27 protein-coding genes and 1 pseudogene are annotated in these 25,832 nt (G+C 35.7%); 15 read left to right on the top strand and 13 right to left on the bottom strand.

The genetic code is table 11. The features are described from left to right. Positions 1 to 309, top strand: a 309-nt coding sequence (locus tag PCI70_RS09365; RefSeq protein ID WP_269915069.1) for a glycoside hydrolase family protein, incomplete at its 5' end; no start/stop codon positions are given. Continuing rightward, positions 306 to 752, top strand: a complete 447-nt coding sequence (locus PCI70_RS09360; RefSeq protein WP_269915068.1) for a hypothetical protein — start codon at positions 306 to 308, stop codon at positions 750 to 752. The genes PCI70_RS09365 and PCI70_RS09360, both read left to right, overlap by 4 nt. Here PCI70_RS09360 and PCI70_RS09355 read toward each other — a convergent pair whose 3' ends face one another. Then, positions 753 to 1,436, bottom strand: coding sequence for a hypothetical protein (locus PCI70_RS09355; protein ID WP_269915067.1), 684 nt, complete (start codon positions 1,434 to 1,436; stop codon positions 753 to 755). A gap of 651 nt (positions 1,437 to 2,087) precedes the next feature. On the opposite strand from PCI70_RS09355, the pseudogene PCI70_RS09350 reads away from it, so the two are divergent. Further along, positions 2,088 to 3,236: pseudogene (locus PCI70_RS09350) on the top strand (omptin family outer membrane protease). Between the two features lie 74 nt (positions 3,237 to 3,310). Continuing rightward, complete coding sequence (copM, locus tag PCI70_RS09345) at positions 3,311 to 3,610, top strand: CopM family metallochaperone (protein ID WP_269915066.1); 300 nt, start codon at positions 3,311 to 3,313, stop codon at positions 3,608 to 3,610. 28 nt (positions 3,611 to 3,638) lie between these two features. Here copM and PCI70_RS09340 read toward each other — a convergent pair whose 3' ends face one another. Further along, entirely contained in the window at positions 3,639 to 4,328 is a 690-nt protein-coding gene (locus tag PCI70_RS09340; RefSeq protein ID WP_269915065.1) for a helix-turn-helix transcriptional regulator, read from the bottom strand. Positions 4,329 to 4,459: 131 nt separating this feature from the next. Here PCI70_RS09340 and PCI70_RS09335 point away from each other — a divergent pair, with 131 nt between their 5' ends. The 3 genes from PCI70_RS09335 (at position 4,460) to PCI70_RS09325 (ending at position 5,875) form a co-directional block, all read left to right on the top strand. Continuing rightward, entirely contained in the window at positions 4,460 to 5,005 is a 546-nt protein-coding gene (locus PCI70_RS09335; protein WP_269915064.1) for a hypothetical protein, read from the top strand. 151 nt (positions 5,006 to 5,156) lie between these two features. Continuing rightward, positions 5,157 to 5,327, top strand: a complete 171-nt coding sequence (locus tag PCI70_RS09330) for an ogr/Delta-like zinc finger family protein (protein WP_269915063.1) — start codon at positions 5,157 to 5,159, stop codon at positions 5,325 to 5,327. A 47-nt stretch (positions 5,328 to 5,374) separates the two neighbouring features. Beyond that, a complete protein-coding gene (locus PCI70_RS09325; RefSeq protein WP_269915062.1) occupies positions 5,375 to 5,875 on the top strand; it encodes a hypothetical protein in 501 nt (166 codons plus the stop codon). 27 nt (positions 5,876 to 5,902) lie between these two features. Here PCI70_RS09325 and PCI70_RS09320 read toward each other — a convergent pair whose 3' ends face one another. The 3 genes from PCI70_RS09320 to PCI70_RS09310 form a co-directional block, all read right to left on the bottom strand. After that, positions 5,903 to 6,496: a LysE family translocator gene (locus tag PCI70_RS09320; RefSeq protein ID WP_269915061.1), complete on the bottom strand. Its 594-nt coding sequence runs from the start codon at positions 6,494 to 6,496 to the stop codon at positions 5,903 to 5,905. A gap of 84 nt (positions 6,497 to 6,580) precedes the next feature. After that, a complete protein-coding gene (locus tag PCI70_RS09315; RefSeq protein ID WP_269915060.1) occupies positions 6,581 to 7,270 on the bottom strand; it encodes a putative quorum-sensing-regulated virulence factor in 690 nt (229 codons plus the stop codon). A 56-nt stretch (positions 7,271 to 7,326) separates the two neighbouring features. Next, positions 7,327 to 8,292, bottom strand: coding sequence for a phage baseplate protein (locus PCI70_RS09310; protein WP_269915059.1), 966 nt, complete (start codon positions 8,290 to 8,292; stop codon positions 7,327 to 7,329). 263 nt (positions 8,293 to 8,555) lie between these two features. On the opposite strand from PCI70_RS09310, the gene glyA reads away from it, so the two are divergent. After that, complete coding sequence (gene glyA, locus PCI70_RS09305; protein WP_269915058.1) at positions 8,556 to 9,809, top strand: serine hydroxymethyltransferase; 1,254 nt, start codon at positions 8,556 to 8,558, stop codon at positions 9,807 to 9,809. Between the two features lie 141 nt (positions 9,810 to 9,950). Further along, positions 9,951 to 11,630: a D-lactate dehydrogenase gene (dld, locus tag PCI70_RS09300; protein WP_269915057.1), complete on the top strand. Its 1,680-nt coding sequence runs from the start codon at positions 9,951 to 9,953 to the stop codon at positions 11,628 to 11,630. A gap of 32 nt (positions 11,631 to 11,662) precedes the next feature. On the opposite strand, the gene PCI70_RS09295 is transcribed toward dld, so the two are convergent. Next, a complete protein-coding gene (locus tag PCI70_RS09295; protein WP_269915056.1) occupies positions 11,663 to 13,126 on the bottom strand; it encodes a sugar porter family MFS transporter in 1,464 nt (487 codons plus the stop codon). Positions 13,127 to 13,451: 325 nt separating this feature from the next. Here PCI70_RS09295 and PCI70_RS09290 point away from each other — a divergent pair, with 325 nt between their 5' ends. Both PCI70_RS09290 and ahpF read left to right on the top strand, forming a co-directional pair. Beyond that, positions 13,452 to 14,480, top strand: coding sequence for an acyltransferase family protein (locus PCI70_RS09290; protein ID WP_269915055.1), 1,029 nt, complete (start codon positions 13,452 to 13,454; stop codon positions 14,478 to 14,480). A 98-nt stretch (positions 14,481 to 14,578) separates the two neighbouring features. Further along, positions 14,579 to 16,144, top strand: a complete 1,566-nt coding sequence (ahpF, locus tag PCI70_RS09285; protein ID WP_269915054.1) for an alkyl hydroperoxide reductase subunit F — start codon at positions 14,579 to 14,581, stop codon at positions 16,142 to 16,144. 34 nt (positions 16,145 to 16,178) lie between these two features. Here ahpF and PCI70_RS09280 read toward each other — a convergent pair whose 3' ends face one another. Further along, on the bottom strand, positions 16,179 to 16,643 hold the full coding sequence (locus PCI70_RS09280; protein ID WP_442865194.1) for an Lrp/AsnC family transcriptional regulator: 465 nt from the start codon (positions 16,641 to 16,643) through the stop codon (positions 16,179 to 16,181). A 118-nt stretch (positions 16,644 to 16,761) separates the two neighbouring features. On the opposite strand from PCI70_RS09280, the gene PCI70_RS09275 reads away from it, so the two are divergent. Then, complete coding sequence (locus PCI70_RS09275) at positions 16,762 to 17,334, top strand: LysE family translocator (protein ID WP_269915053.1); 573 nt, start codon at positions 16,762 to 16,764, stop codon at positions 17,332 to 17,334. A 39-nt stretch (positions 17,335 to 17,373) separates the two neighbouring features. On the opposite strand, the gene PCI70_RS09270 is transcribed toward PCI70_RS09275, so the two are convergent. Further along, positions 17,374 to 18,294 (bottom strand): DMT family transporter, encoded by a 921-nt coding sequence (locus PCI70_RS09270; protein ID WP_269915072.1) that lies wholly within the window; start codon positions 18,292 to 18,294, stop codon positions 17,374 to 17,376. A 100-nt stretch (positions 18,295 to 18,394) separates the two neighbouring features. Here PCI70_RS09270 and PCI70_RS09265 point away from each other — a divergent pair, with 100 nt between their 5' ends. After that, positions 18,395 to 19,279 (top strand): LysR family transcriptional regulator, encoded by an 885-nt coding sequence (locus tag PCI70_RS09265; RefSeq protein ID WP_269915052.1) that lies wholly within the window; start codon positions 18,395 to 18,397, stop codon positions 19,277 to 19,279. A 31-nt stretch (positions 19,280 to 19,310) separates the two neighbouring features. Here PCI70_RS09265 and PCI70_RS09260 read toward each other — a convergent pair whose 3' ends face one another. The 4 genes from PCI70_RS09260 to rlmH form a co-directional block, all read right to left on the bottom strand. Next, positions 19,311 to 19,559 carry a YfhL family 4Fe-4S dicluster ferredoxin gene (locus tag PCI70_RS09260; RefSeq protein WP_269915051.1) on the bottom strand — a complete coding sequence of 83 codons (249 nt, stop codon included), beginning with the start codon at positions 19,557 to 19,559 and terminating at the stop codon, positions 19,311 to 19,313. Next, positions 19,559 to 20,881 carry a prephenate-dependent tRNA uridine(34) hydroxylase TrhP gene (gene trhP / locus PCI70_RS09255; RefSeq protein ID WP_269915071.1) on the bottom strand — a complete coding sequence of 441 codons (1,323 nt, stop codon included), beginning with the start codon at positions 20,879 to 20,881 and terminating at the stop codon, positions 19,559 to 19,561. The genes PCI70_RS09260 and trhP overlap by 1 nt, the downstream gene beginning before the upstream one ends. A 230-nt stretch (positions 20,882 to 21,111) precedes the next feature. Then, positions 21,112 to 21,879: a dioxygenase family protein gene (locus PCI70_RS09250; RefSeq protein ID WP_269915050.1), complete on the bottom strand. Its 768-nt coding sequence runs from the start codon at positions 21,877 to 21,879 to the stop codon at positions 21,112 to 21,114. Between the two features lie 43 nt (positions 21,880 to 21,922). Continuing rightward, entirely contained in the window at positions 21,923 to 22,402 is a 480-nt protein-coding gene (gene rlmH, locus PCI70_RS09245) for a 23S rRNA (pseudouridine(1915)-N(3))-methyltransferase RlmH (protein ID WP_269915049.1), read from the bottom strand. Between the two features lie 164 nt (positions 22,403 to 22,566). On the opposite strand from rlmH, the gene PCI70_RS09240 reads away from it, so the two are divergent. After that, positions 22,567 to 22,983 (top strand): RcnB family protein, encoded by a 417-nt coding sequence (locus PCI70_RS09240; RefSeq protein WP_269915048.1) that lies wholly within the window; start codon positions 22,567 to 22,569, stop codon positions 22,981 to 22,983. Between the two features lie 49 nt (positions 22,984 to 23,032). Next, positions 23,033 to 23,344, top strand: coding sequence for an RcnB family protein (locus PCI70_RS09235; protein ID WP_269915047.1), 312 nt, complete (start codon positions 23,033 to 23,035; stop codon positions 23,342 to 23,344). 31 nt (positions 23,345 to 23,375) lie between these two features. On the opposite strand, the gene lon is transcribed toward PCI70_RS09235, so the two are convergent. Further along, positions 23,376 to 25,802: an endopeptidase La gene (lon, locus tag PCI70_RS09230; RefSeq protein WP_269915046.1), complete on the bottom strand. Its 2,427-nt coding sequence runs from the start codon at positions 25,800 to 25,802 to the stop codon at positions 23,376 to 23,378. Positions 25,803 to 25,832 lie beyond the last annotated feature (30 nt).

Raw genomic sequence — 25,832 nt, 5'->3', positions numbered from 1 at the left:
GATCATTACTTACGTCAGCATGTGGGTAAAACAGAACGTCAGCTTAAAAACTCAATTCCAAAAGTTGCATTGTCACAAACTGAATATGACGTGTATCTCGACTTTGTCTACCAATACGGCATTGGTGCATTTAACAAGTCGTCTATGCGTACCAATCTGTTAAATGGTCAATATGCACAGGCTTGTCGCTCACTCCTGCAATACCGCTACGTGGCGAAGCGTGACTGTAAGGTTCGCTCAAACAATTGCTATGGCGTGTATACGCGTCAATTAGAACGCTATCAGAAATGTATCGGAGAGAACCAATGAGCTTAGCACTACTCATCAAATTTTGGCGTGAGGGCATTATCGGGGTACTGGTGTTTGTGCTGATGGGCATGATTACCTTAGTTACCAATAAAACACATGCCATAGAAAACCTGAAAAATCAGCATCTTATTTACATTCAAAAGACACAACAAGAGCAACTTAAAGCGCAAGTCGAAGCACAACAACAACTGATCGAAGCGGAGCAAACCTACAATGCTAAACTCAAACAAATCTCGCGTGATGCTGATTTGGCTCACACTCGGGCTGACAGCTTGTCAAAGCAACTTACCCAAGCCAACAGCCGTGTTAAAACCGCAAGACGAGAAGCAGTCGAAGAATACTCAAGAGTCCAAGGTAACGTACTCTCAAGTTGCATCACAGAATATCGAAACATGGCAAAAGTTGCTGATGAGTACCGAGCTGATGCGGGGAGAAAGCCCTAATTAATTAGGGCTTTTTCTTACAAAAGAAAAAGTAAATGAATTAAACAAAATACAAAGAATAATATATATCAATAAAGAAATTAAGCTGCCGAAAAAGAATGAGTAGTTGTCTGTAATTATATAATTATGCTGAAATATTAAATTAGAATATCCACCACCCAATAAACTAAACAGAATACCTAAGATAATATTTTTTGAATACTTAAACCATTTTTCACCCCCTTTAACCCTTTCCCATTCTTTTTTTAAGAAAATATCAATTACCTCATAATTTGTCCGATCATCCGTTAGATCACTACTAGTACCAGATAGAAAATTTTCAAAATTTATATATAGCGCATCCACATGTGTAAGCAATTTTTTGTCATGTGTCTGCATTCCACTTAATTTCAATCTGATCTTTAAATATGCGACGTGAATTTTTTCAATGATTAATTTCTTCTCTGTCTCGTACTCTTTTGTGCTTGGTTTATTAGCAGCACTTTTTTCAACACTATCCAATTCTTTTAAAGAATATATGAATTCAATTAATTCAGATCTTATCTCTTTTATCCAATCTTGACGGAATTGTGAAACACTATTTTCTTTGGTTACAACCATTGTAATAAAAGCTATTATTGCTGCAATAGATGCTGCTGTTATTGCCCCAATTGCTGTCCATGATATATTGCCTTCAGACGACACGCTTGGAGTTGTAAGGCTAACGAGATAGTTAATGTCCATACTAAATAATTAATTTCTAAAAGTTTAATTATATATTAATATATTTTTGAAAAACTATTTTTGATATATAGGAATTTCTCTATTTTCACTTACGATCACAAATGCAAAATAAAATCTAAAAACTGATACTCCACTAAAATGCTATATTTATATACTGCAGATAAGCCCATATAAAGATTAATTGAAATAAAAAATTATAGCCATAGACCAATTTAGTCTATTGCGTTACAGGTTGCGTTACAATCAAAATAATCTTTTATTAATATTGATTAATTTCAAATATTTAAGTGATGAATTATAAGCACGCTGGGGGTACCAAATACAGCATTTCTCAATTCTTATTAAAATAAATCACCGCCTTTTTCAAGATAGCTTACAATTCCTATTTTTATTTAAATGTATATAAGTGAAACTATGACTCATCACATATCTTTAAAGTAATAAATGCTGATTTATAAACAATATATAGCATCATAAAAATTAAAACGATCATCATCATAAGAACCACCAAAGTGTTGTCTTAAGAAGATTTTAGCTAAAAATAATGAAAGATATATTACCAACCCTTATTCATAATATGTAGCTTTTTGTATCTATATTTTGTTATTATGAATGTATTATGGAGGGGTTATGAAAAATAATTTTAAAAAAATAATGATAGGAAATTTACTTTTTTTTCCTATGACATTCGCAGTGTCTGCTGTTTGGCATCCTTTAAAGATTAATGAAGAATTACCACCTAATACTGTTGAAGAAACTGTAGCAGAAACAGATTTGCAACCACAAAAAATTATTTCTAGACAAGAAATAAAAGCAAATGATTTTATTCAAAATAATCGTACACAAGAACAACTTAATAAAGAAGTTGTATCTTCTAAAATTTCAAGCAGTATTGCTTTAGGTATGATTACAGGAGGACAAGCAAAAGAATCATTATATTTACCAAATGAAGGACATAATATTAGTTTATTAACTTGGGAAATCAAAAATACTCCAATAATAAAAACTGAATTAACATGGAGTATTTTTCCATGGCTTGCATTCAATATAAATGGGTGGACAACTTTTAATAATAATCACTCAATGATGAATGATTATGATTGGCTAAACGATAATAATAAGAACCAAGTTACAGACTGGTCGTATCACAATAATACGCGTTTAAACTCGGCTAATCATGTTGACTTGAATGTAACGGCTTGGGTTCTTGAAAAACCACATTATAAAATAGGTTTAACAGCAGGTTATCAGCAGGATCATTTTAGTTGGACTGCAAAAGGTGGAACATTTAAATATAGCGATAAAGATACTAATCAAAATTATATTCCTGACACAGCACAATCTATTCAGGGAAAACTCTTTGATAATTTAACAGTTGGTGGCTATAAACAGAATTTTAAAACACCATATATTGGGTTATTAAGTAACTATTAAAAAGGAAATATAGAGTTAAATGCAGGTATAAAGTATAGTACATGGAGTAGAGTATCGACAGAAGATCAACATTATTTACGCGATATGGTCATACATGGTAAATCTTACAACGGACAATATTTCTCCGCTAATATAAATGCGGGTTATTACATCATGCCATATGCTAAAATCTTTACGGAAATGACATGGACTGACTTTCAAAGAAATTTAGGTCAGCTTTCTGTAATTGAGGAAGGAAAGAAAAGAAAAATTAGTGAAAAAGTAGAACAGTCAGGTAGTTCAAATCGATATATAGGCGTCAATGCTGGTTTACAATATGAGTTTTAAATGATAACAAATCTCACCAAAAATATAGTTATGATTGGTTCTTGCATTATTCATACTTACTTGAAGGAAATAGGATGAAAAAATTACTTGCGATAACTTTAATAGGATTAAGTTGTACAGTAGCTTATGCTGAAAAAATGCCATTATCTCATTCAAATATGATGATGGTAGATAACATTCATGGGCAAAATGCAGACATAAATTTTGTAAAAGGTATGATTGAGCATCATAAAGGCGCAGTAAAAATGTCTGAACAAGAGTTACAGCATGGAAAGGATCCACAAATACGCCGTTTAGCACAATCTATTATTAAAGCACAAAATAAAGAAATTCAGATGATGGAAAAATGGCTGAAATTACACCCTGCAAAATAAGAAAAACCCACGTGCTGTGGGTTTCTTTTTACCATCTTTCTAAGGATGCAATTTGCCATATCCATCCAATTATTTCAAACTGCTGTTCTTGTATTTCTTCTGCTGTTAAACGTTCTTCAGGAAACTCTACCGAATTATCCGATACAATTCTTATTCCACCCATTGGTAAATTATACAAACGCTTTGCTTTAAATAATCCACCATGACAAACAGCAAAAATTCGACCATCTTTAATTGTTGTCCGTCCTGTATCAATATGAATTGTATCACCATCTTTAATAGTTGGTGCCATTGAATCCCCTTCAGCTGTGGTTGCAACAGCATTCATATACTCAATATTTAAGCGTCTTAGTGTTATTTTAGATAGCCTCAATTTTCTTCCTTCACTTTCTAAAGCTTCGCTAATATTGCCTGCCCCACAGGCAAAACGAAAATCCTTGAAAAACTTAATTTCAACTTCGTCATCTTCGAGTGGAGTTTCATCATCCCACACATCAACAGGTTCAAATTGATGAGTCTCTTGACCGCTAATGAGCCATTCACTCGTTGTTTGTAAAACATGAGCCAACCGAGGTAGAGCAGTGTTGCTCGGTATATTCATGCCCGATAACCATTTAGAAATAGTACCTTTACTGAGTCCAGTTGCTTGCACTAAATCAACCTGTTTAAGGTTCAGCGTTTTCATGCGTGCAATGATACGATCCCGAACTTCATTCATCTAATGCCTCCCATTTAAGTTTCCTATAGTAAACTGAATTCATTATCTTTTGGGAAACTTTTTGTTTACTTAAGGAAACTTTTCGGGTAAAATAGACTCTATTGATAAGATAATAACGAAGAGGCAATACGATGACACACATGAATGATGAAATTCTAAATATTTTTGAATGGTATGCACAAGGTCTGACTTCTCGTTCACCAAATTATAAAAAAGGTGATATTACACCTAAACAAACACAAATGTTATATCAAGAACGTTTAGGCGTTTTCTCAAGAATTGATGATAACTTTATTAAAGCAGTTGCAACACTAATGATTTATAAAAATATTTCTAAAGAGGAATATCAACAAGTTAGAATGTATCTTGCACAGGTTTTTATTCAAAAAGCCAAGCAAGATAAAAAAAGAATGCCAGACTTTATTACGATTGAACAACTTGCTTGGCTTATGGCACGCCTTGTAATTGATTTTATGTTAGACCCGCAATTAAATGATTTTTATACCGCACAAGGACGTTTATTTTATGCAGGCATCCATAGTTTTAAAATTAATGTGAATGCGTATCGTATGACATGGAAAAAATACGAACAACTTATGCAAGAAACTTTAGAGCAAGCAATCTTTGATGCACATCTTGTATTAAATGATTATAAAGTTGCATTAGGGAAACATTAAGCTTGCATTTTAAAGAAGAATAGGGTACTATATTTCTATAGTGAAAAATTCCGTTTAAAGCTCATCAATTTTTGATGGGCTTTTTTTTGGACTAAAGAAACCCAAGCCACATAGTTTATGTGGCTTTTTTTTTGTATAGGAAAAAAATATTATGATGCGTTGTCCAATTTGCCAAAAAGCGTCACATACACGTACAAGCCGATATATTACAACCAACACCAAAGAAGTTTATTACCAATGCCAAAATATTGAATGTTCAACCACGTTTAAAACCATTGAAAGTATTGATAAAATCATTTCTTCGCCTGTATCAAAAACTTAAATGTATTATAATGTATGATCTTATATTTAAATTTTAAGTGATTTACAATGAAAAAAACAGTATTAGCAATCATGGTAACATCCGCTTTAGCAATGACTGGGTGTGCAACCATTATTAAAGGCTCTACCCAAACCATTTCGTTCAAAACAACACCTGAAAATTCAAATATTCAAATTAAAAATCGTGCAGGTAATGTTGTTTTAAATGGTCAAACGCCTGCAACAGTAGATTTGCGTAAAGGCAGTGGTTACTTTAAACCTGAAAGTTACCAAATTACCTTTTCAAAAGCAGGGTATCAACCAAGAACTGTAGAAGTTAAAGGTACATTAAGCGGTTGGTATTTTGGTAACTTTGTATTTGGTGGACCAATTGGTTTGTTTGCAGTAGATCCTGTAAATGGTGCAATGTATAAACTAACACCAACAGATACACAACTTGTGTTAGAGCAAAATAAAATTAAAGGTAAAAAAGACGCACAAACTTTAGTGGTAGTTTTAACTGAAACTTTACCAAGTAAAATGATTTCAAATGCAACAAGAATAAACTAAGTAAAAAGCCCCAATGTGGGGCTTTTTTTATAGTTTTAAGATTGCAGAGTAACTAAGCGGAATTGAAAAACTAATTAAAATTAAACTTGCTGTACGCTGTAAATTACACTGATTCAGCCATTTTATTTTGTTAGATATGAGTGCCGCTCCAAATACAATCCATAAAAATGCAATAGGCGTAATGAGGAGTAAAAACACAGACATATGTACAAGGTAAATAGATAAATTTGACCAAGCTGTTTGTGGAAATACAGTAGAAGCAAATAACAGTGCTTTAGGGTTTAAAAGTGTGGCACAAAATAGTGCTTTTGCAGTAATCGTTGATTGTTCTAAGTTTACTTTTTGAGTTGATGTTTTCCATAACTTAAGTGCTAAAAAAATAATATAAGATGCGCTGAGTAGCTTAAGAACAGAGGGTAGCCAAGGCAAATATTGTGAAACTGATTGTAATAAAACTCCCCATAATGTAATTGAAATAAGGTAGCCAAACACCTCTGATGGAACTAAGCGAATTGATTTTTTTATCCCTGCTTGAATTCCTGATGAAGCAAGAAGTGTGTTTGTTGGACCAGGTGTAAGCAAAATTGTTGCGATTACGGAAACAAAAAAAATAGTAACCATACAGTCGCCTAAATTAAAAAAGTAGGGCTACTATTTCAAAAAAGTATGTAACTTGTCTAAATTTAAATGTAAACAAATATTTAACTATAAGCCTGCTTTATCTAAAGCGGTTAATAAATGAGGGTCCAAATCAGTCTTCTTACGCAACCATGATACATAATCTATAGGAAGATCTTTAAGATCTATGCCTTTATGCTTACCAAATGGCATGGTTTTTGGAACTTTTGCTTCTTCAGAAAGCTGATAAAGCTCTTCCATATCAGTAGCATTTGTTAAGCTAATGATATGCATTAAAATATTTGCAGTTAAGATAATATCTGCATCTGCACGATGCGCACCTTTTAACAGTTGGCGTGCTTTCTCGCTTCCTTTACTTATTTGGTAAATCAGAGCTGAAATATTATGAGCTTCTGCATCTTTCCAAACTTGTCTCGCTAAAGCCAGTGTGCAAATTGGTTTTAAATGGCTAACATCCACGCCACAACGCTCAATTGCCTTGATGTCGTACTCAATATTATGTCCAATAATATAAGTGACTTCTTGGGGTAGTTTAAATTCTGTATAAAATGGTTGTCCTGCAATATCAGATTCTAAAATATGGTGGACTGCCATAGAGCCATAAGAGATTGGTTCGCCAACTGAATAAAGTTGATCAAAAATTTTCTCTTTATCTAAAGTAAGTTGCCCTTGTTGTAATTCTACAGGGGCATATGCAATTTCAATAGGTAAACCATTTAGTGCATGAGTTTCTGTATCTAAAATAATACTACGCATAATCATTGAGAAAGCTAAATATATATAATGTATCACTCATAAATTTTGCAGGCTAGTTAATTCCCTATAGAGATTGAGTATAGTTTTCCTATGGAGTTCTTTGTATTACCTGCTGCAAACAGAATTAAGAGCTTTTTATTTTTGCTATCTATAGCAAGACCTTCAGGTTCCCAGTACCCATCTGTTTTACGATTAAATAAATTATCTAGTTTTCCTACCGTGACTTGATTTAAATTTTGTAAAAGTTGACCATTTAGATCGTAGACTTGAATTCTTTTATTCTGATCATTTTCTCCACCACTCATTAGATAAATATATTTTCCATCACTTGCTAAACCTTGTAACGCATATTTATCCTTATAAAAATTTTTATTAATAACCCACTCAAAACTAGCTTGTTGACTAATATCTTGAGAATGATCAAGAGATACATGGTTTAAATCGTAGCCTCGAACTACATTTGTTCCATTTTTATTACCACGAACAAGTAAAAAATGATGGTCAGGTGTAATAACAGGCATAGCATAAGTATTTTTATTATAATCATCGCTAAATACTTTAATTATAATAGGATTGATTACATCGTTATTAGCTGTGTACCTAAAACCAATAATATTCAAACCTTTGTTTTCAATCGCATCGCCTGCAGATGCCCATAACATATTTGTTTGTTGGTCTATAGTAATGCCTTGATGGCCTATAAATTGAGAGGGTTTTTGTGTATCTAAGGCATTTAATGTAGATTTTGTTGGATCATAGTCAAAACGATTAATGACTGCATTTTGCGGTTTTCCATAGCTATGGATAGTGTATAGCGTAGAAGTATTATTATTTATAGCTAATCCTTGCACAGCAGTATTCTTGGCAACACCTTTTCTTATAAGATCAATAGAATCTGTTTTTTTGGAAAAAAACTCCATATAAATAGATTTTTGAATTATATGAGGATTTAAAGGCATGGCATGGCTATTAATAGAAAAGCTGCCAAAACATGCTAGACCAAAACATAATATCTTATTCATCTTCTTATCCAATGATTTTATGTATTTAGATTACGCTAGCATAAAACAGACTAATAAACTTTATTTTTTTAGTAAAAACGTTAATTAAAACATAGAATTAGTCATGTGAAAATATTTGATTGGAAAAAATGTCTAAATCCTTAATCTTGAACAATTTTTCTTAAACGATTAGCAAAGTTCCCCACAAAAATGAACAAACTTCGTGCTAGAATACAGTTCAATTTTAGCACGGCTTAAAAGCCCTAATTAATAGGACCTCGCTAATGTTTGCCAATATCTCTATTTCTGAATTTGATCCAGAACTAGCAAAAGCCATTGTTGCCGAAGATGAACGTCAAGAAGCACACATTGAGTTAATCGCTTCGGAAAACTACTGCTCACCAGCAGTCATGGAAGCACAAGGAAGTAAATTAACAAATAAATATGCAGAAGGCTATCCTGGCAAACGCTATTACGGTGGTTGTGAGTACGTTGATGTTATTGAACAAATGGCAATTGACCGTGCAAAAGAATTGTTTGGTGCAGATTACGCAAACGTTCAACCGCATGCAGGTTCTCAAGCAAACTCAGCTGTTTATTTAGCACTTTTAAACCCAGGTGATACGGTATTAGGTATGAGCTTGGCACATGGTGGTCATTTAACACACGGTGCAAAAGTAAGCTTTTCGGGTAAAACATATAACGCAATTCAATATGGTTTAAACCCAGAAACAGGCGAGATTGATTACGAAGAAGTAGAACGCTTAGCGTTAGAGCATAAGCCTCGTATGATTGTTGCAGGTTTTTCTGCATATAGCCGTGTGGTGGATTGGCAACGTTTCCGTGATATTGCAGACAAGGTAGGCGCATATTTGTTTGTGGATATGGCACACGTTGCAGGTTTAGTGGCAGCAGGTGTTTATCCAAACCCAGTGCAAATCGCTGACGTAACTACGACAACTACACATAAAACATTGCGTGGTCCACGTTCTGGTTTAATCTTGGCAAAAGCAAACGAAGAAGTTGAGAAAAAACTTCAATCTGCTGTATTTCCAGGTAACCAAGGTGGTCCATTGGTTCATGCGATTGCTGCAAAAGCAATTTGCTTTAAAGAAGCAATGTCACCTGAATTTAAACAATACCAAGCAACTGTTGTTAAAAATGCACAAGCAATGGCAGAAGTATTGCTTGAACGTGGCTACGAAGTTGTATCAGGTGGTACAGATAACCATTTATTCTTATTGTCTTTAATTAAACAAGATATTACAGGTAAAGAAGCAGATGCATGGTTAGGTGCAGCACACATTACTGTAAATAAAAACTCTGTTCCAAATGATCCTCGCTCTCCATTTGTGACATCAGGAATCCGTATTGGTACACCAGCTGTAACAACCCGTGGTTTTGGCGAAACAGAAGTGCGTGATCTTGCAAATTGGATTGCAGATATCTTAGACAGCAAAGGTGATGAAGCCGTGATTAATGCTGTAAAAGAAAAAGTAAGTGAAGTTTGTGCAAAATTTCCGGTATATGCAAAATAATTAAATGAGCCTCCTACGGGAGGCTTTTTTATAATGATAAATTAGATAGATATAAAAATAATAATTTGAATTATCCATATCAGCAGTTATTTATACGTAATAGGAGTAAATTTACAGCGTGTAAACTTATAGGACAGAAAAATGAGCAAGGATGTTGTCTCAGAATTAAAACAAATCACGGATGTACTTACAGAAGAATTAGATAAAGCTCCCTATGTAAAAGGATTTAGAGTAGGTGAAGGGCAAGCATTAGCGGTGGCTATTCCTAAAACTTTGATTGAACTATGGCAAATATTAAAAATATGTGTGGCACATGATTTAATTATTTTAATGCAGGCATCTAACACAGGCGTAACAGGCGGTTCTACACCCAATGAAAATAATTATGATCGTGATATTGTAGTGGTGAGTACTCGTCATTTAAAAGGTTTACAACTTATAGAAAATGCACAACAGGTGCTTACCTTTCCGGGCACCACGCTAACTGAACTTGAAAATGCGTTAAAGCCACATCAACGTGAGCCACATTCTGTGATTGGTTCTTCTTGTATTGGTGCATCGGTGATTGGTGGAGTATGTAATAACTCGGGTGGTTCTTTAATTCGTCGTGGTCCTGCGTTTACAGAAAAGTCTTTATTTGCTCAAATTAATGCACAGGGGCAATTAGAATTGGTCAATCATTTAGGGATTGATTTAGGTAATACTCCCGAAGAAATTTTTAGTCGTTTAGAAAAAAAAGAGTACACCACAGGTACACAACCTGATTGGAATGGACGTTTGTGGGCAGATGGGTATGCTCAAGATTTACGAGATGTAGAGTCTGCTAAACCAACACGTTTTAATGGTAATCCAACGTATTTACACGATAGCGCAGGTTGTTCTGGCAAACTTGCCGTGTTTGCTGTGCGTCTACCTACGTTTGAAGCAAGTGGTGCGTCTAGTACGTTTTATATTGGTACAAATGATGAGTATGAATTGGTGGAGTTACGCCGTCATTTATTACAACATCTTACTGTATTGCCCCAACAAGCTGAATATATTCATAAAGAAGCATTTGATCTTACACAACAGTACGCCAAACATATTTACCGTGCAATTGATTGGTTTGGTGCAGAGAAAATCCCTGAATTATTTGAATTAAAGAACACATGGGCAAAGCGTGTTCAAAAAATTCCATTTTTGCCTAAAAATACCATAGATCGGGTAATTCAATGGGTTAATAGAATTACGCCATCAGGTATTAAAAAAAGAATTATGGATTATCACCATCGGTTTGAACACCATTTAATGATTAAAACTGATGCGTCTCAAAAGCAAGAGCTTCAACAACATTTACAAACATTCTTTGCAAATAGAACAGGGCAGTTTTTTGAATGTAATGCAGCAGAAGAAAAAAACGCATTTTTAATCCGCTTTGGTGTGGGTGGCTGTACAGTTTATTATTGTGAAAGTGAGGCGATTAATACAAACGAGCGTTTAATTGCCTTTGACTTTGCGTTACGCCGTAATGACGATGAGTGGCGTGTAAAATTGCCCCCACATTTGCAAGAGCAAATTATGTTTGACTCATGTTGTGGGCATTTTTTCTGTTTTGTGAATCATCAGGATTATATTTTAAAGCCAAATGTAGATGGTAAAAAATTTAAACAAGACGTATTAAAATATTTAGACGAGCGTGGTGCAAAATATCCTGCCGAACATAATGTTGGGCATTTGTATCATGCATCACAAGATTATCAGGATCACTTTAAAGAACTAGACCCTACAAATAGTTTTAACCCCGGTATTGGCAAAACAAGCAAATGTAAACATTGGCACTAAAAAAATGGAAGCGTTTAAGCTTCCATTTTTATTTATTTAGAAGGGTAAAATGTACCCTCTTTAAGAGAGGTTTCAATTTCTTCTAAACTTCGTCCTTTGGTTTCAGGCATCATAAAGTAAATGAAGACAAACCCTAAAAAGTTAAGGAAAGCATAAAACCACATTGCACCACCAATACCTAGCAAGTTGACCATCGAAAGTGCAGTAGCGGTAAGAAGTAGGTTAGATCCCCATAAGGTTGCTGCATGTAAACTTGTTGCTTTTTCGCGGATCCCTAGAGGATAAATTTCTGAACCAACTAACCAACCAATGACTTGAATACCGCCTGAGTTAAATACCATAAAGGCAAATAAACAAGCCACAATCAGCCAACCATGTTGTCCACCTGAGGCATCTAATTTAAACATAAAACCAAGTAAAACTAGACTAATGACTGCACCCGGAATCATCCAAAGCGTGAGTGTACGGCGTCCAATACGGTCTACTAGTAATTTTCCTGTAATGGTAAGCACAAGATAAATAGCAGCGACACCCAAAGCAGAATACAACGCAGCATCACGACTAAATCCTGCATCTGTTAAAAATGTTGGTGTGTAGTAAATCATCATCTCAATACCCGATAATTGGGTAAATGCAGCAATACCTAAACCGACAATGAGTGCAGGACGTAGCCAAGGCTGTTTAAGGTCTTTCCAACTGCCTGTTGATTTACGTTGGGCTTTTTCGTGTACACGTTTAATGGATTTAATTTCTTTACGAACTTCTTCTTCAGTTTCACGTACAGCATCTAAGGCAATATGTGCTTCTTTAAGGCGTTTTTTGCTGACCAACCAACGTGGACTTTCGGGTAGGGGCAACATACCTAAAAACAAAATGGTGGCAGGAATAGCCGCTACCGAAAACATGGTACGCCATGTCCAAGCATCTTGTAAAAAAGTGCCCACTAAAGCAGCAGTTAAAATGCCAAGCCCAATAGAGATATTAAAAAATGTGACTAAACGTCCACGTTTAGCAGGTGGGGCAAGTTCAGCAATGTAAACAGGTACAATTTGAGATGCCCCCCCAACCGCAAAACCTAAGACCAAACGTGCAGCACCTAAGGCATAGGCATTAGGTGACATACCTGAGGCAATGACACCCACTGCAAAAATCGCTGCCACAATCATGACGGTATAGCGTCTACCTAAAATGGTAGATAGCTTACCGCACGTAATGGAGCCGACAACGGCACCGACTAAAATGGCACTGGTGACGAGCTCTTGTGCATGAGAGGATAAGCTAAAATCATGGGTGATTTGTAGTAAGGCACCTGAGATGATGCCTGTATCGTAACCGTATAAAAATCCTGCAATTGCCGCAATGGTAGAAGCTGTTAATAAAAAAGTATCTGGGCTTAAAAAGTTAGTTTCTTCATCAGAGGTATATGATACTTTTTCATTATCAACTGCTGTATGATTCGACGGTTTGTCTAATTCGTCATCTTTTCTTACAGACATAATATTCCTTCATTTGTTGTTGTGTATAAAAGCAAAAATGGCTAGATTTCATACACTTGTTATTTAGGTATAACACGAGGTTTTTTTAATGTCATCTAATGTGTTGTCTAGTTTTTATACGCTAATTTAGAGAAAAAAGCGATTTTCGATCAAAGAAATATTTTTATATTTATTGATATAAAACATGGGTTTAATTAAATATAAGGCGTATGGATATACAAATTTAACAAATAAATATACACAAAATAAACGGGACAGATTTTTATTCTTGTTGCTTGATTAATAGACAAAAGTTTAACTAAATATTTCAAACCTTAGGATGGGTATGCAACATATTAAACAAATAGATATTTTGCGTGGGATTGCCATTTTACTGGTACTGGTTCATCACTTTTGTATTCCTTATAAAATTGGTGAACTACTATTGATTGCACGCAATGGGAATTATGGCGTTACGATGTTCTTTGTAATTTCAGGATTTTTAATTACGCAAACAACATTAAAACGCCAAAGTTTTATCGCCAATTTTTATATACGCCGTTGTGCACGTATTTTACCTTGTTTATTTTTATTATTGGCTATTGTTACGGTGTTAGGGCAATTCGGATTAGCCCCATTTGTTAATCATGCACCTAATGGCATAGCGGTCTCTTATGCCTTAACGGTTCTATCTGCATTAACTTTTTCGATGAATATGCTCATTATCAAATATGGTTGGGTCAACTATGCGTTAGGTGTTTTATGGTCGTTGTCTGTTGAAGAGGTTTTTTATTTTGCATTTCCAATTATTAGTTTATTAAAAAATAAGTTTAAATATGCGATTTTTTTTGGACTAATTTTGTATGCGCCTTTTATACGAGCTTCTTATTTTTTAGATCCAAACGAGGCTTATCTATACCATTATTTTGCAAGTTTTGATGCTATTGCAATTGGCTGTTTAACAGCATTTCTTTGGGATACGTTACGTTTAAATAGATTTTGGGGATACTCCGCTATTTTGGTAATGACGGCGTTATATTTTATTGCACCCATTAAAGACGTCAGTACATGGAGTATGAGTGTTTTTGCAGTTGCAACCGCTGTTTTAATCTTATCTTTTAAAACCGCTATGAAAACAACGTGGCTTTCAAAATTTTTGATTGCAATAGGTCAAAGGAGCTATGAACTTTATTTGTTTCACTTAATTATTTTAGGTTTAATTAAAGTTTATTTTATTCCATCACAGACAGATTATTTAACCAAACTGGTATTGCTTGTGGTTTACCTATTGGGTGCTTATGTTTTAGCTTATCTGATTGAACGATATTATTCGTCTGCACTTAATCTAAAAATTAGAAAACGCTTTATATCGTAAAAAACGATTGTAAGTATAAAAATATACTGTTTTGACTGTTAAGAAACTTTCGTTAAGATAGCATCATTAAACGAATTTACTCCCTTGGAGATTAAACGATGTTAGACCAAAATATTAAAGCACAATTAAAGGCATACTTAGAGCGTTTAGAGAGCCCAATTGAAATTGTGGCATCTTTAGATGAATCAGAAAAAGCAACAAAAATTAAAGAGCTTGTATTAGAGATTGCTGAGCTTTCTGACCAAGTAACTGCACGTTTAGATGGACAAAATTCACGCCGTCCAAGTTTTGGTATTGCAAAAGCAGGTGAAGAACCACGTGTACACTTTGCAGGCTTACCAATGGGGCATGAGTTTACATCACTTATTTTAGCGTTGTTGCAAGTATCTGGTTATGCACCAAAAGTGTCTGATGAAGTATTAACACAAATTAAAGGTTTAAACTTAAAAGCAAACTTTGACGTATTTGTATCATTAAGCTGTCACAACTGCCCTGATGTTGTACAAGCATTAAATTTAATTGCAGTTTATAACCCAAATGCCACAGCAACGATGATTGATGGTTCTTTCTTCCAAGATGAAGTAGAAGAACGTAAAATTATGGCTGTACCTATGGTGTTCCAAGATAACGAACACATTGGGCAAGGGCGTATGACGTTAGAAGAAATTGTAGCAAAACTTGATACCAATTCTTCTGAAAAAGAAGCTGAAAAATTAAATGCAAAAGAAGCGTTTGATGTGCTTGTGATTGGTGGTGGTCCTGCAGGTGGTACATCAGCTATTTATGCTGCACGTAAAGGTATCCGCACAGGTATTGTGGCAGAGCGTTTTGGTGGTCAGGTGATGGATACCATGGACATCGAAAACTTTACAACAGTACAAAAAACAGTAGGTCCTAAGTTTTCAGCAGATATGGAAGCGCATGTGCGTGAATACGATGTTGATTTGATGAACTTACAACGTGTTAAAGCCGTAACAGGTGCTGACCAAACAGAAAATGGTTTAGTTAAAGTTGACTTAGAAAATGGTGCTGTACTTGAGTCTAAAACCGTTATTCTTTCAACAGGTGCACGCTGGAGAGAGTTAAACGTTCCGGGTGAAGTAGAATACCGTACGCGTGGCGTGGCATATTGCCCACACTGTGATGGTCCGTTGTTTAAAGGCAAACGTGTGGCTGTTATTGGTGGTGGTAACTCTGGTGTAGAAGCTGCGATTGATTTGGCAGGTATTGTAGAGCATGTAACGCTTGTAGAGTTTAGCGATAAACTTCTTGCAGACCAAGTACTACAAGATAAGTTAAACAGCTTACCAAACAGTACGGTGATTAAAAGTGCACAAACGACAGAAGTATTAGGTGATGGTTCACAAGTAACAGGTTTAAAATACAAAGACCGCACAACAGATCAAGAGCATGTTGTAGAACTTGAAGGGATTTTTGTACAAATTGGTTTATTACCAAATACAGATTTCTTAAAAGAAAGTGCTGTTGAGTTAAGCCCACGTGGTGAGATTGTGATTAATGCGCGTAATGAAACGAATGTAAAAGGTGTGTTTGCCGCAGGTGACTGTACCACAGTACCTTACAAGCAAATTATTATTGCAACAGGTGAAGGCGCAAAAGCATCACTTTCAGCATTTGATTATATTATCCGTTCAGGACAATAAGTTGTTTAAAAGCCACCTTTTTAGGTGGCTTTTTTTATCCAATTGGAAAACCATTAAATTTTTTTATTTCTTTAAGTACAAACATACTCTGCATTTCTTTGATACCAGATAAACGCCGTATAACATTCATAGAAAAATGCGCATATTCATCAAGATCTTTTGCAACAACTTGTAGTAAAAAATCCGCATCACCACCGATGCTGTAGCAGGCAATAACATGATCTAAACATTCTACTTCTTGTTCAAATTTCTTTGCTTCTTCTTCACTATGATGATCAATCACGACTTTGACAAACACCATTACACCTAAGCCAAGTTTTTTACGATTTAAACGAACGCCATAGCCTTCAATAATTGCCATATCTTCTAATTTTTTTATTTTACGCCAGCAGGGTGATGCAGATAAATGAACTTTATCTGCAATATTTTGATTGGTGAGTCGAGCATTTTGTTGTAATAAATTTAAAATTTGGTAATCTATAGCATCTAGTTTAGACATATTTATTCTTAATAACGGATTATATTGAAATATTTAACCCTTTTAACATAAAAATTAGAAAGATAAAGCAAAGAATATCCCTCTTTTTATTGTCAAAATTTAAAAAAAGGAGGGGTTTATGAACCAAATTTTGTCTTATGCGATTGTCTTTAGTATTGCTGTATTTATCCCCGGACCAGGTATCTTGGCATTAATCTCATATGTGGTTAATCAAGGAAAAAGAAGCGGTTTTTTATTATTATGTGGTTTGATTGTAGGCGATTTATTTTATCTATCCATCGTATTTTTAGGTTTAAATCAGCAAATAAATATGGATTGGCTAACTGTAATTTCAGGAGGGTATCTTATTTGGTTTGCTTATCAGTTATGGGGGAGTTGTTTAGTAATAGAGGAACAAGTAATAAAAAAATCTAATCCGCTTTTACAAGGTACAATGGTTTCGCTTTCTAACCCAAAAACGATGGTTTTTTACCTTGCAATTTTACCGACTATTTTTACAGATATTGACTTACAGAGTAAGTTTTTAGTTTACATCATTACCATTATTATTTTTTTAGGCATCGGCACGTTATACATTTATAGCTTTAAATTTTTAACTGTTTCTTTAATAAAGCATCAAAAAATTATTTTAAGAGCTGTTGCCTGTGTAATGGCTTTTTTAGGATTACATAATTTCTGTCAGATTTTTTAAAAAATAGGTGTAAATCTAAAAATAGACTTACACCTGATTTCATTTTTTATATCTTAAATATAGGTTATTTAAAATAAGTGCTAAACCTGTAATACATGCACCAAAAATCTCTGCTGAATTGGGTACAACTCCCATAATGGCTGAAATAGAAAAGGCTGTTAGTGGCACAACATCCATAAATAAAACACCATTCATTGGACTAAGAATTTTATTCCCTATGTTCCAACATAAAATTCCGAAAAAACTTGCGAAAATAGCAGTATAAGCAACCTGTGGTATGACAAGAATAATATTTTCTAAAGATGGAGGTTGAACGTAATTAAAATAATAAATGATGCTATTTAAAACTAGAACACTGCTCATACCTAGACATGTGGTGAGCGTTGTATATTTTAAAGGTGACCAATGGGAAAAGTAAGAAGCACCTATAGTGTAAATAACCCAACAGAATGCACCCAAAATAATTAAAAAATTAGCTTTATAGTGAGATTGTGTAGATATGAGGCTAAAATAGTCCCCTTGAGTAATAACAGTAATCACGCCAAAAAACGAAATAAAAATAAGAAGAATTGAAATTTTAGGGGGGACTATATGCCGAAGTTTCCAATTTACAAGTATCCCAAGCATGGGCATGGTTGCCATCATAATAGATGCGGTGAGTGCACCACTAGCACCTGCCATTTGTTGTCCTAAAAATACAAGAAAGCCAAATCCTACAAACGCTAGACTTCCAAGAAACCAGGCTAAAAAAAACCGTTCGCTTTTTAATTTAAAACCTTTTTTACCTTCTTTAATATAGAGTGTAAAAGCTAAAAAAATACCTGCAAAGCCATAACGCAGTGTTGTAAATAAATATGGGTCTATATGTTGTAATGCAGTTGTCATTAAGGGAAAAGTACCACCCCATGATAAAGTTGCAAGTAGACAGCATGTGACGCCAAAAGAATAAGAATTTTTCATTATCATTCAAGTGTTAAAATAAAAACTTATCTTTACCGACAACAACGGTATGATAAAGGTTGTCTAGGTTAATTGTCTTGTAACCATAAGGTTTTCAATAATGGATAAACTTGCAGGGATGGAGGTTTTTGTAAGGGTTGTAGAATATGGAAGCTTTACAGCTGCTGCAGAAATTGGCGACGTTTCAACAACAATGGTTGCTAAACAAATTAAAGCAATTGAAAAAAGGCTAAATGCAAAGTTGCTACATAGAACTACACGTCGACAACAGCTTACAGAAATAGGGGCTTTATATTATGAACGTTGTAAAAGAGTGCTTTCTGAGTTTTCAGTAGCTGAAAATACGGCAATTGAATTACAACAAACACCTCAAGGTACAATCCGTTTAGTTGCACCTATTAGTTTTGGGTGTCAATTTTTAATTCCAAAATTTAAAGATTATTTGAATAACTACCCTGAAGTTAATATTTCTTTGACACTAGAACATAAACTACCTAATTTAGAAAAAAATGAAATTGGTATTCATATTGGAAAGATAGATCGGCAAGATATTGTTGCACGCTCTTTACGTTCATATTCTAGAATATTAGTTGCATCCCCTGATTATATTAAACAATATGGTGAGCCTAAACATCCCAATGAGTTAGTTAATTTTAGTTGTTTGGGTATTGCCTATTGGGGGCATGAAAATCATTGGGAATTAGTTGGACCAAATCAAGAACCCTACACAGCAGTTGTAACAGGGCGGTTTACCTCAAATCAAGGAGAAGCATTGCGAGTTGCTGCGTTAAATGGTTATGGAATTATTTTACAACCGACTGCTCTGTTAGAAAATGATTTAAAACAGGGGCGTTTAGTCCGTATTTTGCCTGATTGGTCATATAAACCAACACCTGTTTATTTAATTTATAATCAAGAAACTTATCCATCTGCTAAATTAAAAACAATGATTAATTATTTAATTGAATGTTTGAATAATCCATAAAAAAGCCTATTAATGAATAGGCTTTTTAGGTTTAAACAATGTTAAGTGCTTTAAATTTAACCAGTAGCTCTTCTTTACTTTCAATATATTGAGGGTTTGGAATAATACAATTAATTGGACATACGGCAATACACGTTGGGTTATCATAAAATCCAACACATTCTGTACAGCGCAATGGTTCAATTTCGTAGACTTTTTTCCCTTCAGTAATGGCAGTATTAGGGCATTCAGGTAAGCACATATCACAGTTGATACATGCATCTGTAATTAAAAGAGCCATTATGCTGAGTATGCCAATGAAGACGCAGGCATATCCTCTGCACGATCAGGTAAGTTACGAATTAAAAGTGCATATGTCATATCAACATCTTTAATAGGGACAGGGATTCTAACAACATGCCCTGAACCTTTTGCACTCTCAACATCGTTGCCTTTGCGGTCTTTCATTTGTTCAAGTGTGAAAGTAATATTACCTTGAGGTGTCATTAACTCTAATGAATCGCCAATAACAAAGCGGTTTTTTACATCAATTGTGAGATAACCGTTATGATGTTCAATTACTTCACCACAAAATTGCTGATAGTCAAAACGTGATGAGCCATCTTCATAGTTTTGATATTCTGTATGTACATGACGACGTAAAAATCCTTCTGTATAGCCACGGTTTGCTAACCCTTCAAGTTGGGTCATCAAACTGGTATCAAATGGACGGCTTTCGAGTGCATCATCAATTGCTTTGCGATAAATTTGAGCAGTACGGGCACAATAAAAATAAGATTTAGTTCGTCCTTCAATTTTTAATGATGCAATGCCACTTTTTGTAAGACGTTCTACATGTTGAACTGCGCGTAAATCTTTTGAGTTCATAAAGTACGTACCGTGCTCGTCTTCCTCAGCAGCAAACATTTCTTCTTCGTTACGTTGGATGAGCATAGGCTCAGTCACAATATTTTGAACAGGAATCACGTCGCCTGTTTCGTTTTCTTTTGCTTCATGAATTTTGTAGTCCCAACGGCAGGCATTGGTACATGCACCTTGATTGGCGTCACGCTTATTCATGTAACCTGATAGCATACAACGCCCAGAATATGCCATACAGAGTGCACCATGTACAAAGACTTCAATTTCCATATCGGGTACATGTCTTTGGATATCTTCAATTTCTTCGATAGAAAGTTCACGCGATACAATGACACGCGTTAAGCCATAATCTTTCCAAAATTTTACGGTTGCCCAGTTCACGGCATTGGCTTGTACAGAAAGATGAATATCCATATGAGGGAAGTGTTCACGTACCATCATAATTAAACCGGGGTCTGACATGATGAGTGCATCAGGTTGCATGGCAACAATCGGTTCTAAATCTTGAATAAAGTTTTTGAGTTTACTGTTATGAGGCTGAATATTTGCCACAACATAGAATTTTTTACCTAATGCATGTGCTTCATTAATGCCAATTTGAAGGTTCTCGTGGTTAAACTCGTTATTACGCACACGTAAGCTATAACGTGGTTGTCCTGCATACACTGCATCTGCACCATAAGCAAAGGCATAACGCATATTTTTAAGAGAACCTGCAGGTGAGAGAAGTTCAGTTTTCATCATTGGTTATAAAGACATACAAAAAATAAGGAATAATTTTACTGATAGTTATTTGTCTAAACAACCAAGTATTTTAGTCGGAATTAGAGCATAAAAAAAATCCTAGCTTAGGATTGGGAGAAAGCTAGGATTTTTAGCCAATTGGCTAGAAGTTATGTATCTATATTAAAAAGAATAGCTAAATCTGTAAAATGGTTAATATAAATAAAATTAATTAAAAAAAACGATGGTTAATCGAAACGGTAAATATCCATACCTAATGCACCCATCGAAAAACTACTATGCACAATGCTGAAGCGTTGCCCTGTACCCATGGCAAAAAATAAAGGAGCAAGATGTTCTAGCGTAGGGTGATTGCGTTGAATATAAGGTAAAGACTGCCAATCTAAAACGCCGTTATAATCTCGATGAGTGAGTTTAGATACGATAGTGTTTCTAAACTCACTTGCCCATAATGGCGTTGTGCTTGCAGGTTGCCATGTCAGTTCTGCTAAGTTATGTGTAATACTGCCCGAACCAATCAAAAGTATCTGCTCATCACGCAAAGGTGTTAAAACCTGTCCAATTTTATAAATTTCTTCGGCTGTAGAGGTAATAGGTAACGAAATTTCGATGACAGGAATATCTGCACTGGGGTACATGTGTGTTAACGGCATCCATACGCCATGATCGCGCGGGCGTGTACTGTTGGCATGCGCATGAATGTCGGCTTGCGTAAATAATTGTATAAGTTGTTCTGCAAGTTCAGGTGAACCTGAAGCAGGATAGCGTAACTCATAAAGTTCGGGTGGAAAGCCTCTAAAGTCGTGCCAAGTTTCTGGACGTGTAGCGGTACTAATTTCGAGGGTTTGGCTTTCCCAATGTGCAGACATAACAATAATTGCACGTGGTTTAGGCAGATTTAAGCTCAAGCGTTCGAGAGCAGGACCGACCTGTTCGGGGTCTAAAGCTAACATGGGTGAACCATGAGATATAAAAAGTCCGGGAAGTGTATTCATAAAACTCCATAGTTTAAAAAGGATGCTTTGCGCACCCTTTCATTTAAGCACGATGATAGGGATGATTATGGTTAATACTCATGGCACGATAAAGTTGTTCGATGAGCATGACACGAACCAATGGATGGGGAAGTGTTAATTTAGATAAAGACCAATGCCACTTTGCTGCCTGACGCACAGCATCGCTCAAACCATCGGGTCCACCAATGGCTAATGCAATATCTTGCCCATCAAGCATCCATGTTTTCATGGTGTCGGCTAATTTTTCTGTACTTAATTCGCGACCACCAACTTCAAGCGCAATTAGAGTTTCGTTTGGTTTCAATGCATTTAAAATGGTTTCACCTTCTATTTGGCAATACTTTAAAATATCTGCATCTGAATCATTTTTCCCACGTTTTGCCATAGGTAGCTCAATAAACTGAGTTTGTACAAAAGGCTGTATTCGCTTGAGATAATCGTCAACACCTGTAAGTACCCACGCTGGCATTTTTTGTCCAATGGTTAAAATACGAATTTTCATAATAGTGAAATACGGAAAAAATTGAATTATAACGCGTCTGATCGATACAAAAGTCAATAAGCCTATACAAAAGCCATGTAGTTGCTTACATATTCAGAGGTTTTCTTCATGTTTAGTCTCAAAAAATAAAATATATTAGATCTATATCGAATGAGGACAGCATAATGTTGAAAAAAAAATTAGTGTCTTTTGCCTTAGTTGTAAGTACAAGTGCAATGAGTGTGGTTGCAATGGCAGATCCATGGCAAGACCATCGTGGGGGGCCAAATCCACAAGGGCGTGATATGCCACACGATATGAATCGCAATGGTGGGCATGACCGTCAAATGCATCGAGATGGTCCAAATGATCGTCAGATGGATCGTTATCCAAAGTTCCGACAATCCCCACAAGGACGCCACTGGCAACAAGGTGATAATCTCCCACCAACATATCGTAGTTCACACTATCGAGTAAGTGATTGGCGTAGCCGTGGTTTACCACCACCACCAAGTGGTCATCGTTGGGTACATGTAAAAGGTGAATATATCTTAGTTGCTGTAGCAAGTGGGGTAATTGCAAATATCTTACTTAATCGCTAAAACAAGAGCTGCCACATTGATGTGGCAGTTTTTTTTTGGAGAAAAAATAATGATAAAGAAAATTGGAATTTTAATTACAACCGTTTTATTAAGTTATTACACCTATGCAGATACACCACCGCCACAAAACTATTATTGGCAAAACATAGACCCTAACTTTTATTCTGACCATCCTGTACGTGATTGGCATGAGGGGGATTTTTTACCACCAGAATATCAAGGGCGCCATTTTGATTGGCAGGCTTCACATTTACCAACTCCACCAAATGGACATGAGTGGTTAAGAATTAATGGTGATTACGTATTAGTGCAAACAGCCTCTCAACTCATTACCCAAATTTTATTAGGTCCTCGTTATTAAAAAACCACTTCCGAAGAAGTGGTTTTTTTGTTCAGTGACGAGCCGAGTTCTGGTCTTCAATTTTATTGACTACAGGGGTGACCAAAGGTTTTGGTACCTCTGTTAGTGCAAGTGGTAAAATATCATCAATGGTCTTAACTGCTTTAATTTCCAAACCTTCTTTCACATTATTTGGAATTTCTGTTAAGTCACGTACATTTTCATGTGGAATAAAGACAAGCTGGATGCCACCACGATGAGCTGCAAGTAACTTTTCTTTTAAACCACCAATACGTAATGCTTGACCACGTAACGTTGTTTCACCTGTCATGGCAATATCAGCACGAATTGGAATACCCGTAAAGGCAGACGCTAATGCCGTTGTGAGTGCTAAACCTGCTGATGGTCCATCTTTTGGTGTTGCGCCCTCAGGTAAATGCACATGTACATCAGTTTCTGCAAAACGTGATGGATCAATTCCCAATGCTTCTGCACGAGTACGTACAACAGTCATCGCGGCTTTGATCGATTCTTGCATTACATCACCTAATGAACCTGTGGTGATGACATTGCCTTTCCCTTTCATTGTCGCAACTTCAATGGTAAGTAATTCACCACCTACAGATGTCCATGCTAGACCATTCACGCGTCCAACTTGTGCTTGTTCTTCGGCAATACCGAAGTCAAACTTATGAACACCTAAGTAATCAGGTAGGTTTTGTTCGGTCACATCAATGGTTAGGTTTTTCGCTTTTTTGCTTACCGCTTCTTTTACAACTTTACGTGCAATTTTAGACACTTCACGTTGCAGGTTACGTACACCTGCTTCACGCGTGTAACGGCGCACAATATCGCGAATAGCTTCTTCATGAACGCTAAGTTCTTTTGGCTTTAATCCATTATCTTTAATGGCTTTTGGCACAAGATATTTTGATGCAATATTCACTTTTTCATCTTCGGTATAACCCGGTAGACGAATAACTTCCATACGGTCAAGAAGTGCTTCAGGAATATTCATACTGTTTGCGGTACAGATAAACATTACTTCAGATAAGTCTAAATCCAAATCTAAATAATGGTCACTAAACTTATTGTTTTGTGATGGATCAAGCACTTCTAACAATGCAGATGCAGGATCGCCACGATAGTCTTGTGCCATTTTGTCAATTTCATCAAACAAAAAGAGTGGGTTTTTAACGCCAACTTTTGTGAGTGACTGCACAATTTTACCTGGCATCGCACCAATGTAAGTACGACGATGTCCGCGAATTTCTGCTTCGTCACGCACGCCACCTAATGCCATGCGTACAAATTTACGCCCTGTTGCTTTGGCAATAGATTCACCTAGCGAGGTTTTACCCACACCCGGAGGACCCACTAAACATAAAATAGGACCACGTAATTTTTTCACACGTGACTGTACTGCAAGATACTCAACAATACGTTCTTTAACTTCATCTAAGCCGTAATGATCTGTATCTAAAATATCTTGCGCTTTAGGTAAGTTAATGCTGACTTTGCTTGCTGTATTCCACGGTGTATCTAAAATCACATCAAGATAGTTACGCACAACTGCTGCTTCGCTTGATGCAGGTTGCATTGCTTTTAATTTACGGAACTCTGCTTCTGCCTTTTTACGAACGTGTTCGGGTAAATCTGCTTCTTCTAGACGTTTCTCTAGTTCAGCAACTTCATCTTCTGCACCGCCATTCATATCGGACAGTTCACGTTGAATAACTTTCATTTTTTCATTTAGAAAGTATTCACGCTGATTTTTTTCCATTTGGCGTTTTACGCTGTCATGGATGCCTTGTTCAATCTGTTGTTCTTCAGATTGTTGAGCAAGATAATCAAGCAATTCATCTAAATGTGCTTCGAAGTGGTCATGCTCTAAATAACGCTGTTTAACTTCAATGTTTAACGGTGCACGCGTTGCCACAAAAAACATAAGCTGTGCAAGGTCATCAATTTTGTTGGCAGCAGTAATCAATTCACGCGCATTGCGAAGTTTTGACTCTGCATATTGAGCAAACAGTGCTTTAAGTTCTTCAGTACGTTTTGCTTGTAATGTTTCATCTAATGGAACATGCATCGGTGTAATCACATGTTCGGCTGTAAAATATTCGCCTTCGTCAGTCACACTTTCAAGTTTAGAGCGGTGTAGACCTTCAATAAGCACTTTAATACAGTTATCGTCGTTTTCGTGATTAACCACTTGAACAATTTTTGCCACTGTACCGTATTGGTATAGGTTACTTTGGTCAATGTCTTCAGTAAGTGAATCTTTTTGTGCAACCACAAAAACTAAATTGTCACTACTGCGCGCCACATCTACAGCTTTGATCGACTTTTCGCGACCAACAAAAAGCGCAATTTGCATATGTGGATACACCACAACATCGCGTAGCGCCAATAAAGGTAATGTATTTGGAATTACAAGTTCTTGTGAACTCTCATTATTTAAAATTTGTTCAGTCATGGGCACTCCTAATGAGTGACAACATTGTTG

The organism is Acinetobacter sp. HY1485, from assembly GCF_027568475.1.
GTDB lineage: Bacteria > Pseudomonadota > Gammaproteobacteria > Pseudomonadales > Moraxellaceae > Acinetobacter.
Note: the sequence above shows the minus strand (reverse complement) of the source record. Positions and strands in the feature narration are given on the sequence as shown.

Coding starts and splice junctions, on each gene's coding strand:
- trhP (WP_269915071.1), bottom strand. CDS start 20,881: ATGAAAACTGAACTTCTCTCACCTGCAGGTTCTCTTAAAAATATGCGT.
- PCI70_RS09295 (WP_269915056.1), bottom strand. CDS start 13,126: ATGTCTGTAAGAAAAGATGACGAATTAGACAAACCGTCGAATCATACA.
- PCI70_RS09340 (WP_269915065.1), bottom strand. CDS start 4,328: ATGAATGAAGTTCGGGATCGTATCATTGCACGCATGAAAACGCTGAAC.
- PCI70_RS09235 (WP_269915047.1), top strand. CDS start 23,033: ATGATAAAGAAAATTGGAATTTTAATTACAACCGTTTTATTAAGTTAT.
- PCI70_RS09360 (WP_269915068.1), top strand. CDS start 306: ATGAGCTTAGCACTACTCATCAAATTTTGGCGTGAGGGCATTATCGGG.
- PCI70_RS09275 (WP_269915053.1), top strand. CDS start 16,762: ATGAACCAAATTTTGTCTTATGCGATTGTCTTTAGTATTGCTGTATTT.
- ahpF (WP_269915054.1), top strand. CDS start 14,579: ATGTTAGACCAAAATATTAAAGCACAATTAAAGGCATACTTAGAGCGT.
- copM (WP_269915066.1), top strand. CDS start 3,311: ATGAAAAAATTACTTGCGATAACTTTAATAGGATTAAGTTGTACAGTA.
- PCI70_RS09250 (WP_269915050.1), bottom strand. CDS start 21,879: ATGAATACACTTCCCGGACTTTTTATATCTCATGGTTCACCCATGTTA.
- PCI70_RS09315 (WP_269915060.1), bottom strand. CDS start 7,270: ATGCGTAGTATTATTTTAGATACAGAAACTCATGCACTAAATGGTTTA.
- PCI70_RS09270 (WP_269915072.1), bottom strand. CDS start 18,294: ATGAAAAATTCTTATTCTTTTGGCGTCACATGCTGTCTACTTGCAACT.
- PCI70_RS09260 (WP_269915051.1), bottom strand. CDS start 19,559: ATGGCTCTTTTAATTACAGATGCATGTATCAACTGTGATATGTGCTTA.
- PCI70_RS09335 (WP_269915064.1), top strand. CDS start 4,460: ATGACACACATGAATGATGAAATTCTAAATATTTTTGAATGGTATGCA.
- PCI70_RS09330 (WP_269915063.1), top strand. CDS start 5,157: ATGATGCGTTGTCCAATTTGCCAAAAAGCGTCACATACACGTACAAGC.
- PCI70_RS09265 (WP_269915052.1), top strand. CDS start 18,395: ATGGATAAACTTGCAGGGATGGAGGTTTTTGTAAGGGTTGTAGAATAT.
- PCI70_RS09240 (WP_269915048.1), top strand. CDS start 22,567: ATGTTGAAAAAAAAATTAGTGTCTTTTGCCTTAGTTGTAAGTACAAGT.
- rlmH (WP_269915049.1), bottom strand. CDS start 22,402: ATGAAAATTCGTATTTTAACCATTGGACAAAAAATGCCAGCGTGGGTA.
- PCI70_RS09280 (WP_442865194.1), bottom strand. CDS start 16,643: ATGTCTAAACTAGATGCTATAGATTACCAAATTTTAAATTTATTACAA.
- PCI70_RS09320 (WP_269915061.1), bottom strand. CDS start 6,496: ATGGTTACTATTTTTTTTGTTTCCGTAATCGCAACAATTTTGCTTACA.
- dld (WP_269915057.1), top strand. CDS start 9,951: ATGAGCAAGGATGTTGTCTCAGAATTAAAACAAATCACGGATGTACTT.
- PCI70_RS09290 (WP_269915055.1), top strand. CDS start 13,452: ATGCAACATATTAAACAAATAGATATTTTGCGTGGGATTGCCATTTTA.
- glyA (WP_269915058.1), top strand. CDS start 8,556: ATGTTTGCCAATATCTCTATTTCTGAATTTGATCCAGAACTAGCAAAA.
- lon (WP_269915046.1), bottom strand. CDS start 25,802: ATGACTGAACAAATTTTAAATAATGAGAGTTCACAAGAACTTGTAATT.
- PCI70_RS09325 (WP_269915062.1), top strand. CDS start 5,375: ATGAAAAAAACAGTATTAGCAATCATGGTAACATCCGCTTTAGCAATG.
- PCI70_RS09310 (WP_269915059.1), bottom strand. CDS start 8,292: ATGAATAAGATATTATGTTTTGGTCTAGCATGTTTTGGCAGCTTTTCT.